This window comes from Kitasatospora sp. GP30 (assembly GCF_029892145.1).
GTDB lineage: Bacteria > Actinomycetota > Actinomycetes > Streptomycetales > Streptomycetaceae > Kitasatospora > Kitasatospora acidiphila.
Window position 1 is genome coordinate 449,251 of the sequence record NZ_JARZAH010000001.1, and the last position, 15,041, is coordinate 464,291.

Below are 15,041 nucleotides of genomic sequence, written 5' to 3' on the forward strand. Positions count from 1 at the left end.
CGCTCAATTCGGCTCCGCGCCGGGCTTCAGTGGAGCGCGGAACTGATCGACGGGAGCGGAGCATGGTCGCGGCGGTGTTCGAGGGCTGCTAGGGAATCCCGCACGGCCGTAGACCTTCTGGCGGCAGCGACTCGTCGCAACCACCGGGCCTCATCAGTCAGCTCGGCGGCCCCATGGGGAGGGAGGTTCGCAGGGCCCTCGTGTGGGGCGGCACCGCGTCCCCGGGCTTGCAGGCCCAGTCCAATCCACACTGCCTGTGCTGCCGCCTCGAAGTCGTCGTCGCGCAGGCCGGCCGCAGACAGGCTCGACCTGATCTCCTGCCACTCCTTGCAGCTGATGTGTCCGCGCAGTAGCAGCGAGGCATCCCTGATCTCGATGGTTCGCCGCAGCAGCCGGATGCTGAGGTAGCGGACCCCGGCGAGGTCATGGAGCAGGGTCGGCGGTGTGCCGAGGACGACGCCAGGTGCCGCGGTGGTCAGCTCGCTCCAGAGCGGTCGCAGGGCAAGCAGACTCCGAAGCTTTGCCAGGCCGTGGAGTCCTGCTTCCACCGTCGGCACAGAGATGCCGAGCACCATCAGCAGGACCGCGAGGATCAACGGCGCCCGGGTGACGACGAGCGCGAGATTGTTCCCACCGGGCACTCGAAACCCGACCAGCCAGGCCGTGAAGAGCGCGCACCGCCCTACCGCGAACAGCGACCCGGCCAGCGTTCCGGCCAGCATGAGCCATACGCCCGAGTTCAAGCAGCGCGAAGCGGCTTGCCCCAAGGCAGCCCTCAGCATGCGGCTTGCCGCGATCATGGCATAGCCGAAGTAGACCTCGAAGATCCCTACGGCGAGGATCGCGGCCTTGTCGCCCTCGGCCGCCACCACGAACTCGCGCGCCTCCGCGCGAGGGGCGGCCACGAATAGCGCGGCGAGCAGCCCGATCGAGGCTGCCGCCAGCGGTCGCCGGAAGCGGAGCATCGAGTGTGCTCTCGCTGCTGGGCTCACCGCGCCGACCCAGTCCAGCATCGCCGCTCCCGAGCAGATGCCCAGGCTGTAGAAGATCAGCCCGGACAGGTTGGCGATGCCGGCGAAGTGATCGGTGGCCGCGATCGAGGACGGCAGGTGAGCGGTCAGTGCCAGAGCGAGCCAGAGCAGTGCCCACCAGAGGGAACGCTTGATCGGTGAGCGTCGGGCACAGGGCAGTCGCCAGAGCACCATCAGCCAGAGGAGGGCGATGGCGATGTGCTCAACCACAGCGCTCGTCCCGCAGCGGGTGGCCGAGCGCTTCGCCAAGGCGGTCGATGAGCTTGGAGGGCTTGCCGTCCACCCGAACGTGGCCGATCCCGGCCCGTTCGATCAGAAGCGCGGCGACCATCTCGGCTTGCCGCTCTTCGAGCTTGGAGTAGCCGTGCCGGGTCGCGAACATGTGCGCGAGAGCTGCCGGCTCAAGATCGGGGAGGGCCTGGCGCAGGACCGCCGTGTCGAGAACCGCGTCGGGGGAGTGGCCACAGAGCATGTGACCGACCTCGTGAAGGGCGATCACCGCACGGTGAAGCGGAGAGGTGTCGTGCTCGACGTATATCTGGTCTTCGTGGTCCAGCTTGGCCCACCAGCCATTGGGAAACCCGTCACCTGCTGCCAGTCCCGGCACGAGGACGAGCCGGATGTGCCGACCACGCTGCACGCCAACCGACGCAAGGAACTGCGGCAGGTCGAAGGGCTGCGGTACAGGCAGCCCTCTGACCTGCTCGTAGCAGGACGCGCGCAATCGCCTCAACTCGCGCATGACAAGCCTTCCCGTTGAAGCCGAAGCTTCAGGTCAAAGCAGTGGCACCTAACCGGGGCTCTTCACCCGGACGCCAGTCAGCGTATGCGAACGATCGCAATGTGTTGGTCAACGGTGTTGAACTGTGATGATTCGGTGAGTGGTGAGCGTCACTCGTCCGGTTGCTCTCCGTCACCACCGTCGGGCAGCCCCTCTACGGTCCGTGCCGCCTCGATCATCTGCGCGATCCCGGCCAGCCCGCGCGGTGAGAGGCCGTCCGCACGCAGGACCAGCTGTCGCACCCCTTCGTCGCGCAGGGCCGAGAGGACCTTCAGCTGCTCGTTGGTGCGCTCGGCCGCCTCGTCCTCGTAGAAGTACATCGGCGAGACGCCGAAGAACTTGGCGATGGCAGTGAGCCGGCTGTGGGTCGGGTCGGTCCGCTTGCCCGTCTTCAGCTGCCACAGGTAGGTGGCGGAGAGAACCTGTTCGCCGGCATCGGCGTTGATCCGCTCCGCGACCTCCGCATTGCTGTAAGGGCCGCGGTCGGCGGGGTGGACGACCTTGAACAGGTGCTCAAGCCGGGCGGCGATCGTGCTGGGCTGGTTCTGCTCCGGGGTCTGTTCGTCGTTCGGGGCTTCTTCGTCGGTCATGGCCTTGGCGGCCCCCCTTTGCATGTGAATATGACGACCCCTCATGGTCGCGCACAGTGACACCCATTAGCCACTGTAAACGGAGAGTGGTGGCGTGAGGCTGGTCACAGTGATTCTGGTTGACGGATGGCATTCACTCCTGCGTATCTTTGCTCATCACCTCGTTAGCCAGAGTAAATCGCAGCAGTTCAGCGCGTACCTCGAAGCAAGCGGGCGATTCCCTCACCGTCCGCCTGTCCGCTCATCGCGGAGGCGACTTCCCGTAGCCGAGCCGGCCTCGCCGAGCAGCGGCGCGCCCGAAATAGGAGCCCGGTTTGTCCACGTCTCTGCACCTTGCCCAGTCGGCGCACATCCTGCTCGCCGATATCCAGAATCCCGCACCGGCCGACCCGACGAACGGCTCGAAGGGCGCGAACCTGCTGCTCTCCTACGCGAAGTGGGGAGCGCTGATCGCATGTGCGATAGCCGCCGTCGTCTCCGGCGGACTCATGGGTGTCGGCCACCTCAGCAACCGGCCGGACAGTGCGGAGAAGGGCAAGAGGGCCCTGGTCTGGTCCCTGGGCGGCGTCATCGTCACCGCCTGCGCGATCCCGGTGGTCAACACCGTCTTCGGCGCAGCGGCGTAGAAGAAACGCTTCTGCGAGCATCCGATGAGCAACCAATTCCTCGATCACCGCCCGCGCCGCCGGGTTCTCCCGCTCCTCCTTCTCGCGGTCGTCGGCCTTCTGGTCTTCGTCGCCGTCGGCGTAGCGATCGAGTCCGGCAGCGGGCCCCACGGGCCCCGGAGCTACGCCCCGCCGGCCGCGATCCCACCGCCCGGCTCGGTCACCGGAGTCAACCCGAGCGGATCGCCTGCCCCTGGCAACACCGGACCGCTGCAACTCGTCCAGGGCAACAAGCTGATCAACGGGGTCTCCATCGGCTACCCCCACTCCATGATCGGCGCTGTCTCCGCCGCCGTCGAGTACTGGCGCCAGATCGGCTCCACCCTCGACCCCGACCGAGCCGCCGCCGTCGGCCGACTGGTCGCCGATCCTTCGTGGTCGGATGCCCCGCAGCAGCTGGCCGCCGGGCCCATCAGTGCCCGCAAGGCGCTCGGCGTGGCCGCAGACGGCCCCGCTCCGGCGGGCGCCACGGTGATCCTTGCACCCGTCGAGTACCAGCTGCGCTCGGTCTCCGCCGACAACGTCCAGGTGCTGCTGCTGGCCACGTACACCACCAGCTCGCCCTCGCAGGGTCCGCAGACGCGCATGGGGGTCTACCCGCTCCAGCTGCACTGGGCGACCTCCGGCGACTGGAAGATCCCAGCCCCCTCCGGAAACGACACCACCGACTACAGCAGCCTCGTCGCCGAGCCAGGGTCCGTCCAGGCATCGGCCTACGGCTGGCAGGAGCTGAAGCAATGACCCCGGCCCGCATGCAGATCAACAGCCGGGAGACGACATGCCCTGCGGTCTGAGCGACCCCGTCAGCTGCGTCACCGGCCCCGTCCTCAGCGGGCTCGGCGGCGACGCTGTGAGCAGCTTGGCGTCCTCGGCCTGGGACTCCATCTGCAAGTCCTTCGCCGACGCGTGCACCGAGGTCCTCAAGGCGTTCGCGAACGCCTTCGTCAAGATCCCCCCGATCGACCTCACCTCCCACGGGATCCGCAGCGTCTACGCGATATCCCTGGGGCTGGCGAGCCTGGTCGCTTCGCTTCTCCTCATCGGCCAGGTGATCCGGACCGCCGTCACGCACGACGGTTCCGCCATGGCCACCGCCCTCGTCGGCGTCGGCAAGGCGGCACTCGCCTTCATGCTCACCCTGACGATCGCCTCCACCGCGCTGGTCGCGAGCGACGAGGTCACCAAGTTCATCGTTGATTCCACCTTCGACAGCCAGCAGGCGTTCAGTGACAAGATCGCCAAGCTGATCGCGTGGAGTCCGGGCAACAGCTCGTCCCTGTTGTTGATCTTCGCGATCCTCGGCATCCTGCTCACCATCGTCTTGTGGTTCGAGATGCTGATGCGCAACGCGGCCATCGCCGTGCTGATCGCCACCTCGCCGATCTCGGCGGCCGGCCAGGTCTCCGAGTCCACGAAGTCCTGGTGGACCAAGCTGGTCAGCTCCACCGTCCAGCTGATCATCCTCAAGCCCATCGTGGCCTTGGTCTTCGCACTCGGCTTCGGGATGGCCGGTGACTCGCAGGACTTGTCCACCACGCTCTCCGGCATGCTCGTGCTGTTGCTCGCAGCCTTGGCCTGGCCTTCCATCGCCAGGTTCTTCACCTTCGCCAGCGTCCAGGTCGGCGGCGGCGCGGGACTGGCCGCGCTGCTCGGATTCGCCGGAGGCCGTCTTAGCTCGGCCGGCGGGCCGGCGTCCGGCCCCTCGCCGGACACCTTCGGCCAGGAGAGCGCCAGCCGCACGATGAGCAGCTTCGCTGGAAAGGGCGGAGGCGCTGCCGGTGGAGCCGCTTCCGGTGGCGCCGGAGGTGCGGGTGCGGCGGCAGGAGGCGCCGGTGCCGCTGCTGGCCCGGTCGGCCTGGTCGCCGCTGCCGGTGTGAAGCTCGCCCAGCAGGCGGTCAACAGCCTTGCTGGCGGCATGGAGAAGATGGCCGGACACGCGGGTGTGCAGGGCGCGAATCCGTACGCGGCCCAGCCAGCCGGGTACGTCAACCGCCACGCGGGAGCGCCGCTGCCCGCCCGCGGAGCCCAGCCGAACCAGCCGGACGCGCCAAGCCCCCAGGAGCCGCAGGCAGAGCCGGCCGGTCAGCAGGCCGACCACCCACAGGCGCTCCAGGACACCACCCCGGACCTCCCGGTCACCGGTGCTCCGCGCAGCGACCCGCCCACGATCGAGATGTCCCCTGTGCCCGCAGGGCCGCCCGCCGCCACCACCCCGGCGGCCAGCGTCGCACCCCAGGCAGGCCCGGCCCCGCAGGCCGGCCCGGCAGCGGGCTCCTCGCCGAGGACACCCCAGCCAGCCACCGCGGGTACCGCACCCGGCGGGTCCGGTCCGGTGACGTCCGCACCGGCGCAGCCACCAGCCCCCACGGCCAGGCCGACCTCCGGTGCAGCTCCGCTCAACGCGACGCGGCCAGCGCCCAGTTCGCGACCCGTAGCCGCCCAGGAACAGGTGGCACCCACCCCAGCAACCGCCCCGGTCGACCGCGCCCGTCCGGCACAGCCCGACGCGGCTCCGGCCGAGCGCCCCACCGCGCCGCCCGCCCCGCCCGCCATCACCAACCCTGACCAGCCCGAAGGAGGCGACAAGTCGTGACTAGCCAGACAGCCCCCGCTCGCACGTACTTCGGGTGGCAACCGGAGAAGGTCGCCTTCCTCTTCGGCCTCAGCGTCCAGCGAGCCGCCATGCTCGGCGGCGCCGTCCTCGCGGCAATCTGGCCGTTCGCCATCTCGTACGTCCGGGCCGGCATCGTGACCTGGCCCCTGTCCCTTCTCCTCTTCCTACTCGCGTACGTCCGGATCGCCGGCCGCACAGTTGATGAATGGGCGGTCGCCTTCGTGTCGTTCGAAATCCTCCGCTTCCGCGGGCAGAATCGTTTCCTCTCCGGCGCCTTCGCACCACGCAACGCCGCTACGGACGAGCCGAAGATGGACCTGCCCGGCATCCTCGCCCCGCTGGCGATTCTCGAAGCAGACAGCGGTAACGGCGACCCGGTCGCCGTGATCCACCACCAGCTCGACCGCACGTTCACGGCGGTTGCCAAGGTGCGCTTCCCCGGCATCGGCCTGGTCGACTCCCACCGGCGCGACCAGCGAGTGGCCAACTGGGGCGAGCTGCTCAACAGCCAGTGCACCGAAGGAAATCCGATCATCCGGATCCAGGCACTCCAGCGCCTCGTCCCGGAGTCCGGCGCCGCGCTCCAGCGCTGGCACACCGACCACGTCACCACCGACGCGCCCAACGTCGCGGTGGACATCACCAAGTCGCTGCTCTCCACAGCCACCTTGGCCACCAGCCAGCGCGAGGCATACCTCGCGATCACGATGGACGCCACCCGCGCAGCCGGCCCCATCAAGGCGGCCGGTGGCGGCAACGCAGGAGCCGCCGCTGTTCTGATCCGCCACCTGCGGGCCCTGACGTCCTCGATAGCCTCCGCGGACCTTCAGGTCGAGAGCTGGCTCAACCCCCGCGAACTCGCCGAGGTCCTGCGCACCGCCTTCGACCCCCACAGCAGCCGGATGCTCGCAGAGCGGAAGGCGGCGGCCACCGCCGCGGAGTTCCGCGGACACGAGGTTCCCTTCGAAGCAGGGGTCGACCCGGCAGCGGCGGGCCCGTCCGCCGCTGAGAGCTGGCGCGGCCGTTACGAGCACGACGGTGCCGTGTCCGTCACCTACAGCGTCCTCAACTGGCCCAAGAACAAGGTGTATTCGACCGCGCTCGCCCCGCTGCTGGGCGAAGGCAAGTACCGTCGCTGCCTCAACATGCACATCGAGCCTCGCGGTCCCCGCGCTGCCGAACGCGAGGTGATGCAGGAACGCACCGCCCGCGAGGTCGCAGTCAGCATGCGCCACAAGACCGGTCAGATCATCCCGGAGGCCGAGAAGCAGGCCCTGCGCCACGCTGAGGCCCAGGACCAGGAACGTGCTGCCGGCCACGGCCTGGTGCGCTACACCGCCTACTGCACCGTCACCGTCACCGACCGCGCCGACCTCGAAGACGCCTGCGCGGCCCTGGAAGCCGACGCCAACCAAGGCCGGATCGAACTCCAGCGGATGTGGCTCGCCCAGGACGTGGGCTTCGCCGTCGGCGCGCTGCCGGTCGGCATGGGCCTGCCCAAGAAGCGGGTGGCCTGATGTTCCGCCGACGCAACACCGACCTCCCCGTTCTCGACCTGACCGACGTGCTCGGCCGCCCAGCCCCTACCCACAAGCCCGCGGCGACGCAGAGGCCAAAGCAGCGCCGGGAACCGGTCGCACCCCGACGCGGTTACGCCCGCCCGTACGCCGGGCGTGCGCCCCGGATGCCGAACGCCCCCGTGTTCCGAGGCAGCACCGGCCAGGTCCAGGGGCTGTATCCCTGGCTGTACGGGGCCTCCATGCCTCCGGCCGGCGCCTACATCGGCGTGGACTGCCTGGCGGGCGGCGCCTTCTCCTGCCATCCGATCGAGTGGCTGCACCGTGGGCTGATCACCAACCCGAACCTGCTGATCACCGGCGTTCCGGGCACGGGCAAGAGCGCGACCACAAAGGCCCTGGTGACCCGCCTGGCCGCCTACGGCGTTCGGGCGTTCATCCTCGGAGACATCAAGAACGAGTACGCCGGGCTGGCCAGAGCGTTCGGCGTCGAGCCCGTCGAGCTCGGACCCGGGCTCCGCAATCGGCTCAACCCGCTGGACGCCGGACCGCTCGGCAGTAACCTGCCCACCGACCCCGAGGAACTGCGCGAGCGCCTGGACGAAGTCCACCGTCGCCGGATCACCTTGCTCTCCTCCTTGCTGGTCATGCGTCTGGGCAGGAACCTGACGCCCACGGAGGAAGCTGCTCTCTCCCTGGCCATCAAGCACGCCTCCGGCCAGGCGACCGGCGCCAGCTACCTCACTGACCCGACGATCCCCCAGGTCTGGGCCCTACTGCGGGACCCCCTGCCCGAGATGGCTGAGGATCTGCGTGTCCGCCACGCCGACGTCACCGAACTTCGGGAGATGATCCGTCCGGCCGCCGACGCGCTCGGCAACATGGTTCGCGGCTCCCTCAGCGGGCTGTTCGACGGAAGCACCACCGTCCGACCCGACTTCGCGGCGCCCATTCAGACCGTCGACCTGTCCCGGATCGACGGCCGCGGCGACGAGACCGTGGCCATGACCCTTGCCTGCGTGTCGAGTTGGGGTCAGGCCGCGATCGACGAGCCCGGCGGCCCCGTGCGGCTGGTGGTACGCGACGAGCTGTGGCGAGCGATGCGAGTGCCGGCCATGATTCGCAAGCTCGACTCGGACCTCCGACTCTCCCGCGCCCAGGGCACCATCCAGGTGCTCAGCACCCACAGGTTGTCGGACTTCGAAGCCGTCGGCGCTCAGGGCAGCGAAGAGGTCAGCATCGCCCGGAACTTGATCGCCAGCTGCGACGTGCGGATCTGCCTGCGCCAGGACACTGCACCGCTCGCGATGACCCGCGATGCGATCGGCCTGACCGACACGGAGTGCGCGCACATCGCCAGCTGGTCGGGTGAGCAGATCGGTCGGGCGATCTGGAAGATCGGCAGGTCCTCCAGCCACGTGGTCCAGACCATCCTCAGCCCGATCGAGCGCCAGCTGTACTACACCAACGAGCGGATGGCTGTGTGAGATGGCCTCCGCCTCTAACGCAACCGTCGCCCGGCGGCCGGTGCTGGACGGCCCAGCGGACTACCTCATTGTCCTGCTGGTCCTCCTGTTCGTCACCATCACCGCGGGCACCTGGGCCACCGGCCAGATCGCTGGCCTGATCACCCACGCTGCTTGGCCGGGCGTCCCGTTCGGCGAAGCCTTCGCCGTCGCCAAGCAGATCCCCCACCACCTGGACGACCCCAAGCAGGCTTGGCCCAAGGAAGTCCGCACCAACCTCCCCGGCCCGGTCGGCTTCGCGGTCGCCGCGACCATCGTGGTCTGCGCGATGTGCGCCGCCGCCGGCGTCGCGATCCGCCGCCTACGCCGCAACCGGTCGGTGAGGGGGTTCGCGTCCCCGGCACAGCTCGCGAAGACGCTGTCGACCAAGGCGGTGACCAAGCGCGGGACCATCGTGCGGCCCTCCCTGAAGGGCCACCGGTTCACCGCCGACGACGTCGCGGTGCGGCTCGGCTGGACCATGGCGGGAATGCTGCTGTGGGTCTGCGTCGAGAACTCGGTGCTGATGTTGGCGGCCCCCCGACAGGGCAAGACATCCCAGGTGATCATCCCGTGGATCAAGGCGTGGGGCGGGCCGATGCTGGTCACCAGCGTCCGCGGCGACGTGCTCGACGCGACCGCGCTGATCCGGCGGGGGCTCGGCCCGACCTTGGCGATGGCGCCGACCGGCATGGTCGACTGGCCGGACCAGGTGCAGTGGTCACCGGCGTCCGGCTGCGAGGACTTCGGCAAGGCGATGCAGCGGGCCGACCTCATGGTCAAGATCGGCAAGAGCGAGACCACCGACAGCTCCGGCGCTGGCTTTTTTGGCGCGACTGCTACTTCGTTGTTGGCCGGTTGGCTGCACGCAGCGGCGATCACCGGCCGCAGCATGGAGGACGTCCTCCGCTGGGGCTTCAACGCCCACATCGAGGAACCGATCAAGCTGCTCGCCGAGTCACGCCGCGCGGAGCCCGGCGTCGCCGAAATGCTCGACGGCCTCTACCGGAACCCGGGTGACACGCGCGCGAACCTGTTTGCCACCGTCCAGACCGCTCTCACCCCGCTGTTCTCGCCGCTGGCCCGAGCGACCTTCGTCCCCAAGACGGGCAACGGCATCGACATCGAGGACTGGCTGCGGAGCAACGGCACCATCTACCTGCTGGTGGACAAGGAGGAGGCCACCGCTCTCTCCCCGCTGATCGCCGCCTTCGTCTCCGAAGTCACGGCCACCGCCAAGCGCCTCGCCGATCGCTCGCCCGGAGGCCGGCTCGACCCGCCGCTGGGGATGCTGTTGGACGAGGTAGCCAACGTCACCCCGCTGCCCACGCTGCCCGATTTGATGTCCTTCGCCGGTGGGTCAGGCATCTATGTTCTCGCAGTGCTCCAGAACATGGCTCAGGCCAGGAAGACGTGGGGGAGAGAAGGGGCGGAGATGCTCTGGGGCAGCTCCACCGTCAAGGTCGCACTCGGCGGCCTGGGCGGCGACGAGCTCGAAGAGTTCTCCAAGCTGGCTGGCATCTATCGCGAATCCCTGACGACCTACCAGAGTGGTAGCCACGGCACCACGATGCAGACAACCCTCCAGGACCGCAAGACCGTTACCCCGGACGAGATCCGCACCCTGGACGAGGAGCGCCGCGAGGCCCTGGTGATCCACGCCACGACACCCATCACCAAGCTCCGCATGCAGCGTCACTACGAAGGCCCGGACCGTAAGGCGTACGAGGAGAGCATCGAGTGGTCGCGGCGCTACCGCGCAGGCGAACTCGATCCCCACGAGGCCGCCGCGTGACCCCCCGACCCGCATGGAGTGGGCGCCACCCCGAGTCGCTCACCGACGCCGACCGCCGATGGGAATCCCGGTTCGACCGGCGCCACCACCAGGGCCTGCTCCGTCGACCCGAGCCCCCGATCGACTGCACCCTGCGATGGAGCGGTCCGGTGCGCGGAATCGACGGTGCGCTCTACCACGCAGGCGAGGACCACGCCGGCGCCCCGGTTGTCGTCGTGTTCAGCCCCGGCTACCAGGAGACCATCCCGGCGCTGTGGCCGACGGACGACTGGGCGCACCACCGCACCCTCACCGAGGGCCGGTTCCTCGCGGTGAGCACCTGGCGGCCTTCGCGGGCTGACCACGAGGACCTGGTGCTGGCCTACCTCCTTCAGCGCCCGCGTGAACTGGCGGACCTTGGCGGGTGGGTGCCGGTGGACACGTTCACCACCCACGTGCGCTACGGCATCTACGAGGCGATGCTGGCGCTGCATACCGAAGGGGAACCCGTAATCCCCTCTGCCATCAAGGACCGCGTCCGCCACAGCACCGACGAACTGTCTCCTCACCTCGCGAAGCTGGTCGCCAGCACCACGGACACCGCCGCCTACCTACGACGGCTCATGCTCACACCGAGCACCTCGATCGAAGCACTCGAAGCCGCCGTGAGCCTCGTGATGGCCGATTGGCGAGCCGCGTCCGACGCCAGCCAGACGGACCTCCGACACCAGCCACCCGCGCGGGCGGACAACCTCACCGAGGCCATCCCGATCCCACCCGCCCTGCTCCAGGACCAGATATGACCGAGTCCGCGATCACACCGATCGGCCGAGTCAAGCACCGCCCGCACGCTCGGATCCGACGCCTACGCGGACGCGGCGACAGCACCGCCCCAGCCGCCGGCACCCCCTCGGCCGCCACCGAAGCGAACCCTCGCACCCGGCTGGTCGAGTGGCACACCATGACCGGTCCGGAGCGGATCGCAGCGTGGGGTGGCCTCTGCGACTGGGTGACCTGGCTCCACGACCGCTACGAGCTCGCCGTGGAGTCGAGGCTGCCACAGTGCTGGGCGGAGCACCCCGGGCTGATCGAGGAACTTTGGGCGCTCAAGGTCTGGCGTGAGGAGATCTACGGAGCTGCCCCCGAGCAGCAGGTCGGCCAGGCCGCCCGCTACTGGCACGCCGAGCTGCGCACGGTGGTCGCCAACGCGACCGCCGTCTACGCGACCGCCTGCCGCACCGGGCACCGCGCGCCCGAGTTCCGGGCCGCTGAGTCCCCTGAACTTCTACGGCGATGGACCGACGCCGACCCCTGGACCGGGATTCCCAGCCGACTGCTGGCCGCCCACGCGGACACCGCCGAAGCTGGCAGCCCGGACCGCCTCACCGCTGCCCAGATGGACGACGCCCGGGCCCGCGGCCTCGCCACGCCGATCAGCCCCGGCATCCCCGAGTACGTGAGGTTCGCCGACACCTGGTGGGCCATCGAGATCGGCGGTGACTGGCTGCGCATCGTCAACGAGGAGCTGCTGGAGCGGCTCGAAGACGCGGCTACCCGGATGGCCGCCGCTGATGACGCCGCCCGCCGCTACAGGGAAGCCACCACCGGATCGAAGTCGAGGACGAACCGATGACCCACCCCGATCTCGTGCTCCGCGCCGAGCAGGCCGTCATCGGCGAGGCACTACGCGACCGCCAGCGCCTGGACGACATCGCCTACCTCACCCCGGACCGCCTGGCTCACCCCACCCACCGTGCTCTCCTCACCGCCCTGATCGAGTCACGCACGAGCGAGCCGGCCATCGCTGCTGACCGCGTACCCGAGCTGATCGCCGAGCGAGCGGCCATCCGTGGCGTCGATGCCGACTACCTGCGCCAGCTCGCAGACGCGTCGCCCCGATCGGGGAACATCGCGACCTACGCCCGCATGGTCCAGGAGGCCGCCGTCCGTAGGGACCTCAGCCTCCACGTCGACCGCGCGCGGGCGGTCGGCGCCGGAGTGCGCGGCCCGGACCCGTTGCTGGACCGCGTCGCAGCGGTCATGCGCCGCAACGAGCTGGCGACTCCTGTGGCCCGGCTCGATGAGCCGGCCCCCGCGCCGTTCGAGCCCCGTGCGGCCCAGACCACTGAGCACGCGGTCCGGGTCGAGGTCCGCCTTGAGAAGCAGGACGCAGTGCTGGCCGACCTTCTCCAACACCCGGAGCAGATCCGGGAGGTCAGCAGCTGGCTGTACCCCGAGGTGTTCGATGAGGGCCCGCGGCGGGAGGTCTATGAGGCCATCGTGGTTGTCGAAGAACGTGGTGAACCCGTTGAGCAGTTGACGGTCGAGTGGGAGATCTACCGGCAGGACCCGCAGACCTACACGGTGGAGGTCGAGGTGAGCGTCGAGGAACGTCCCGACTACCTCGCTCGACTCGCCGCTACGGCTGTGGTTGTCGGCGCCGCGGTGGAGATCTCGGGCGAGCTGCTGGCCGAGGACATCCGAGCTTCGCTCACGGCAGACTTCAGCAAGATCGACGTCGCCACCCGCCCTGCCGGCGTCGAGTCGAAGGTGGACGTGGATATCAGGGCGGGTGCCCCGGCTCCCCGGGTGGAGCCGGCACCACTCCTGCAACCCCCGCCGGTCCAGCAGATCCCCACGATCCAGCCGACCATCCGGCCGTGAGGGGAAGCACCATGACCAACTCCACGGAAGCGGGTGTGCTGGCTGACCTCAGCCACGCCACGATGGACGCTGCGCTGGCTGACGGCACCGCCAGGTACCTCAGCGAGACGATCCGTGACTTCGTTCGCCTCCGGTCGAGCTGGTGGATGCTCGACCGGTCCGGATGGTTCGAGGTCACGAGACCTGATGTTGCTGCTGGCCTGGACCTGATGGCAGAGAACATGCGACTTGCCGATCAAGCCGTGCAGCGAAGTGGCAGATGAGCACACTGACCGCTGAATGGCCGGAGCGCCCCAGCGTAGTTGGCCAGCAGGCTGCCCTGGCAGAGTGACGTCCATGATCCCCGAGAATGCAGCCGACGCTTCACCGATCTCGTACGCCGACGCCGTGGATATCCCTGTCCTCTTCCGTGATGAACCGGCACGTCGGCCGTGGAGGCAGTGGAGCAAAGCGCAGGAGCCATGGCCAACCCTTGCCGCATTCCCGAAGAACAACGGCTGGTACCTGGCCAGCACGACCTGGAGGGAGATCCTCAAGGCGGCGACCGAAGTCGGGCGGGACGTAACCCCGTGGCTGGTCCAGACCCCACAGCTAGCCCGCGCCGAACTCGTGGCTCGCGTAGCCCCGCTGTACGCCTACCTGACGCTGGAGAACTTCCCGGGCCCGCACCCTCACAACTCCGGCCGTCGCCTGGCGACCAACCTGGTCTACGAGCACGGCACCGAGAAGAGCGCACGAGCCGCCTTCGGGTACCGCTTCGGAATGACCATGGCCGAATGGGTCTGCCGCGCCATGATGGGCCTGAGTCCCACCCAGCACATCGAGGATGGAGGCCCCGAGAACCTCAAGGGGTTCACCGACGAGAACGAGCCGCGCCCTGATCTCTGGGGCGTGCACGCCACCGGGCCGCGATACTGGCTCATCGAGGCCAAAGGCGGGGAGGTTCCACTCAAGGCGCTACGTCGAGGAGCGGCACAGCTTCGTGAGGCGAGCAAGCTCATGAAGGGTCTCGAACACCGGCTGGTGCTGTGTGGCGCATCGTACAAGGACGGCGATCACGTCTTCCTGACCGTTGATCACGAACACATCCCTGGTCTTCCGCCAATCTCCCCACCCGACCTCATAGCCGGTGGGCCAGCTGGTGCACCCGGCGTCGGAGACGGTCACCTCGGCGACGACGACGAGGCTCTTGTCGGAGCGGCCCGCGCGCAGATGCTCACCTACCTGGCCCTGCGCTTCGGTGACCCGGCCAGCCTGCGGATCGTGCCTATGGGAGCAGGCCGCTCTCGTGCACACACGGGGCTTGTGAAACCCTTGGAAGACGACCCCAGCACGGTGGAAGCCCGACGCTGGGTGCGTAGCCATGGGCCTGCCGACTACTGGGAGACCCAGCAGCTCCTTCGGGCCGCTGGCATGGATGACTTCATCACCGGGCGAGTCGCTGGGACCGACGTGCGCCTGGGCATGTCCCGACGGCTTTTCGCGGCCTGCGACACGTTGTACCGGGAGGACGCTCGCGTCGCTGAACGAACGCCGGGCCTTCGAGCTGAGGACCAGCGCGAGGCGACACTCGATGACGCGGAGCAACAACAGCGCAGGCACCGGCAGCGCCTCGAGTTCCGCGAGCGCCAATATGACGCGCGAACCGAGACTCGCCGGGTGGTCGGCGAGGCCTTCCGGCGCGGGGCCGACATCGACTGGAGCGACCTGCTGGGTGGGGGATCGCCCGGGACCGAGCTGGGCGATGGCCAGCTGTTGGAGGGAGCAACCGCCGAGACGTACGTCGCGATCCGGGTGACGGACCCCGTCCTTTCCTCCGCTTCTCGCTGAATCCAAGGCAGGTCACCGGCCGATCGCTGCCATAGGGCGGAGCGTAGCGCTCCGGTAGGGGCGCTGAGCC

General features: G+C 69.0%; 14 protein-coding genes. 11 read left to right on the forward strand and 3 right to left on the reverse strand.

The window, feature by feature from the left end; all coding sequences use genetic code 11:
- Nucleotides 1–26: 26 nt before the first annotated feature.
- The 3 genes from P3T35_RS02110 to P3T35_RS02120 all read right to left on the reverse strand — a co-directional run bounded on the left by P3T35_RS02110 (nt 27) and on the right by P3T35_RS02120 (nt 2,402).
- Nucleotides 27–1,241 carry an MAB_1171c family putative transporter gene (locus P3T35_RS02110; protein WP_101381102.1) on the reverse strand — a complete coding sequence of 405 codons (1,215 nt, stop codon included), beginning with the start codon at nt 1,239–1,241 and terminating at the stop codon, nt 27–29.
- Nucleotides 1,234–1,773 (reverse strand): hypothetical protein, encoded by a 540-nt coding sequence (locus P3T35_RS02115; protein WP_101381103.1) that lies wholly within the window; start codon nt 1,771–1,773, stop codon nt 1,234–1,236. Before P3T35_RS02115 ends, P3T35_RS02110 begins: the two co-directional genes overlap by 8 nt.
- Nucleotides 1,774–1,922: 149 nt before the next feature.
- Nucleotides 1,923–2,402: a helix-turn-helix domain-containing protein gene (locus P3T35_RS02120; protein ID WP_101385109.1), complete on the reverse strand. Its 480-nt coding sequence runs from the start codon at nt 2,400–2,402 to the stop codon at nt 1,923–1,925.
- A 314-nt stretch (nt 2,403–2,716) separates the two neighbouring features.
- Here P3T35_RS02120 and P3T35_RS02125 point away from each other — a divergent pair, with 314 nt between their 5' ends.
- From P3T35_RS02125 to P3T35_RS02175, 11 genes are all read left to right on the forward strand, one after another.
- The gene (locus P3T35_RS02125; protein ID WP_101381104.1) at nt 2,717–3,028 is read left to right on the forward strand and encodes a hypothetical protein; all 312 of its coding nucleotides are present in this window, start codon (nt 2,717–2,719) and stop codon (nt 3,026–3,028) included.
- A 24-nt stretch (nt 3,029–3,052) separates the two neighbouring features.
- On the forward strand, nt 3,053–3,808 hold the full coding sequence (locus P3T35_RS02130) for a hypothetical protein (RefSeq protein ID WP_101381105.1): 756 nt from the start codon (nt 3,053–3,055) through the stop codon (nt 3,806–3,808).
- Nucleotides 3,809–3,845: 37 nt separating this feature from the next.
- Nucleotides 3,846–5,660 (forward strand): hypothetical protein, encoded by a 1,815-nt coding sequence (locus tag P3T35_RS02135; protein ID WP_101381106.1) that lies wholly within the window; start codon nt 3,846–3,848, stop codon nt 5,658–5,660.
- Nucleotides 5,657–7,198, forward strand: a complete 1,542-nt coding sequence (locus P3T35_RS02140) for an SCO6880 family protein (RefSeq protein ID WP_101381107.1) — start codon at nt 5,657–5,659, stop codon at nt 7,196–7,198. Before P3T35_RS02135 ends, P3T35_RS02140 begins: the two co-directional genes overlap by 4 nt.
- A 167-nt stretch (nt 7,199–7,365) precedes the next feature.
- A complete protein-coding gene (locus P3T35_RS02145; RefSeq protein ID WP_280703979.1) occupies nt 7,366–8,685 on the forward strand; it encodes a type VI secretion protein in 1,320 nt (439 codons plus the stop codon).
- A gap of 1 nt (nt 8,686) precedes the next feature.
- The gene (locus tag P3T35_RS02150) at nt 8,687–10,498 is read left to right on the forward strand and encodes a TraM recognition domain-containing protein (protein ID WP_101381109.1); all 1,812 of its coding nucleotides are present in this window, start codon (nt 8,687–8,689) and stop codon (nt 10,496–10,498) included.
- Nucleotides 10,499–10,647: 149 nt separating this feature from the next.
- The gene (locus tag P3T35_RS02155) at nt 10,648–11,280 is read left to right on the forward strand and encodes a DnaB-like helicase N-terminal domain-containing protein (protein WP_180356505.1); all 633 of its coding nucleotides are present in this window, start codon (nt 10,648–10,650) and stop codon (nt 11,278–11,280) included.
- Nucleotides 11,277–12,110: a hypothetical protein gene (locus tag P3T35_RS02160; protein WP_101381111.1), complete on the forward strand. Its 834-nt coding sequence runs from the start codon at nt 11,277–11,279 to the stop codon at nt 12,108–12,110. Before P3T35_RS02155 ends, P3T35_RS02160 begins: the two co-directional genes overlap by 4 nt.
- Nucleotides 12,107–13,141 (forward strand): DnaB-like helicase N-terminal domain-containing protein, encoded by a 1,035-nt coding sequence (locus tag P3T35_RS02165; RefSeq protein WP_101381112.1) that lies wholly within the window; start codon nt 12,107–12,109, stop codon nt 13,139–13,141. Before P3T35_RS02160 ends, P3T35_RS02165 begins: the two co-directional genes overlap by 4 nt.
- An 11-nt stretch (nt 13,142–13,152) precedes the next feature.
- Nucleotides 13,153–13,404: a hypothetical protein gene (locus tag P3T35_RS02170; protein ID WP_101381113.1), complete on the forward strand. Its 252-nt coding sequence runs from the start codon at nt 13,153–13,155 to the stop codon at nt 13,402–13,404.
- 73 nt (nt 13,405–13,477) lie between these two features.
- Nucleotides 13,478–14,971, forward strand: a complete 1,494-nt coding sequence (locus P3T35_RS02175; RefSeq protein ID WP_280703980.1) for a gamma-glutamyltransferase — start codon at nt 13,478–13,480, stop codon at nt 14,969–14,971.
- Nucleotides 14,972–15,041 lie beyond the last annotated feature (70 nt).

What these genes read in the sequence shown, in the direction of transcription:
- P3T35_RS02135 (WP_101381106.1), top strand. Translation starts at nt 3,846, where the DNA reads ATGCCCTGCGGTCTGAGCGACCCCGTCAGCTGCGTCACCGGCCCCGTC.
- P3T35_RS02160 (WP_101381111.1), top strand. Translation starts at nt 11,277, where the DNA reads ATGACCGAGTCCGCGATCACACCGATCGGCCGAGTCAAGCACCGCCCG.
- P3T35_RS02130 (WP_101381105.1), top strand. Translation starts at nt 3,053, where the DNA reads ATGAGCAACCAATTCCTCGATCACCGCCCGCGCCGCCGGGTTCTCCCG.
- P3T35_RS02145 (WP_280703979.1), top strand. Translation starts at nt 7,366, where the DNA reads ATGCCGAACGCCCCCGTGTTCCGAGGCAGCACCGGCCAGGTCCAGGGG.
- P3T35_RS02170 (WP_101381113.1), top strand. Translation starts at nt 13,153, where the DNA reads ATGACCAACTCCACGGAAGCGGGTGTGCTGGCTGACCTCAGCCACGCC.
- P3T35_RS02115 (WP_101381103.1), bottom strand. Translation starts at nt 1,773, where the DNA reads ATGCGCGAGTTGAGGCGATTGCGCGCGTCCTGCTACGAGCAGGTCAGA.
- P3T35_RS02165 (WP_101381112.1), top strand. Translation starts at nt 12,107, where the DNA reads ATGACCCACCCCGATCTCGTGCTCCGCGCCGAGCAGGCCGTCATCGGC.
- P3T35_RS02150 (WP_101381109.1), top strand. Translation starts at nt 8,687, where the DNA reads ATGGCCTCCGCCTCTAACGCAACCGTCGCCCGGCGGCCGGTGCTGGAC.
- P3T35_RS02120 (WP_101385109.1), bottom strand. Translation starts at nt 2,402, where the DNA reads ATGACCGACGAAGAAGCCCCGAACGACGAACAGACCCCGGAGCAGAAC.
- P3T35_RS02175 (WP_280703980.1), top strand. Translation starts at nt 13,478, where the DNA reads ATGATCCCCGAGAATGCAGCCGACGCTTCACCGATCTCGTACGCCGAC.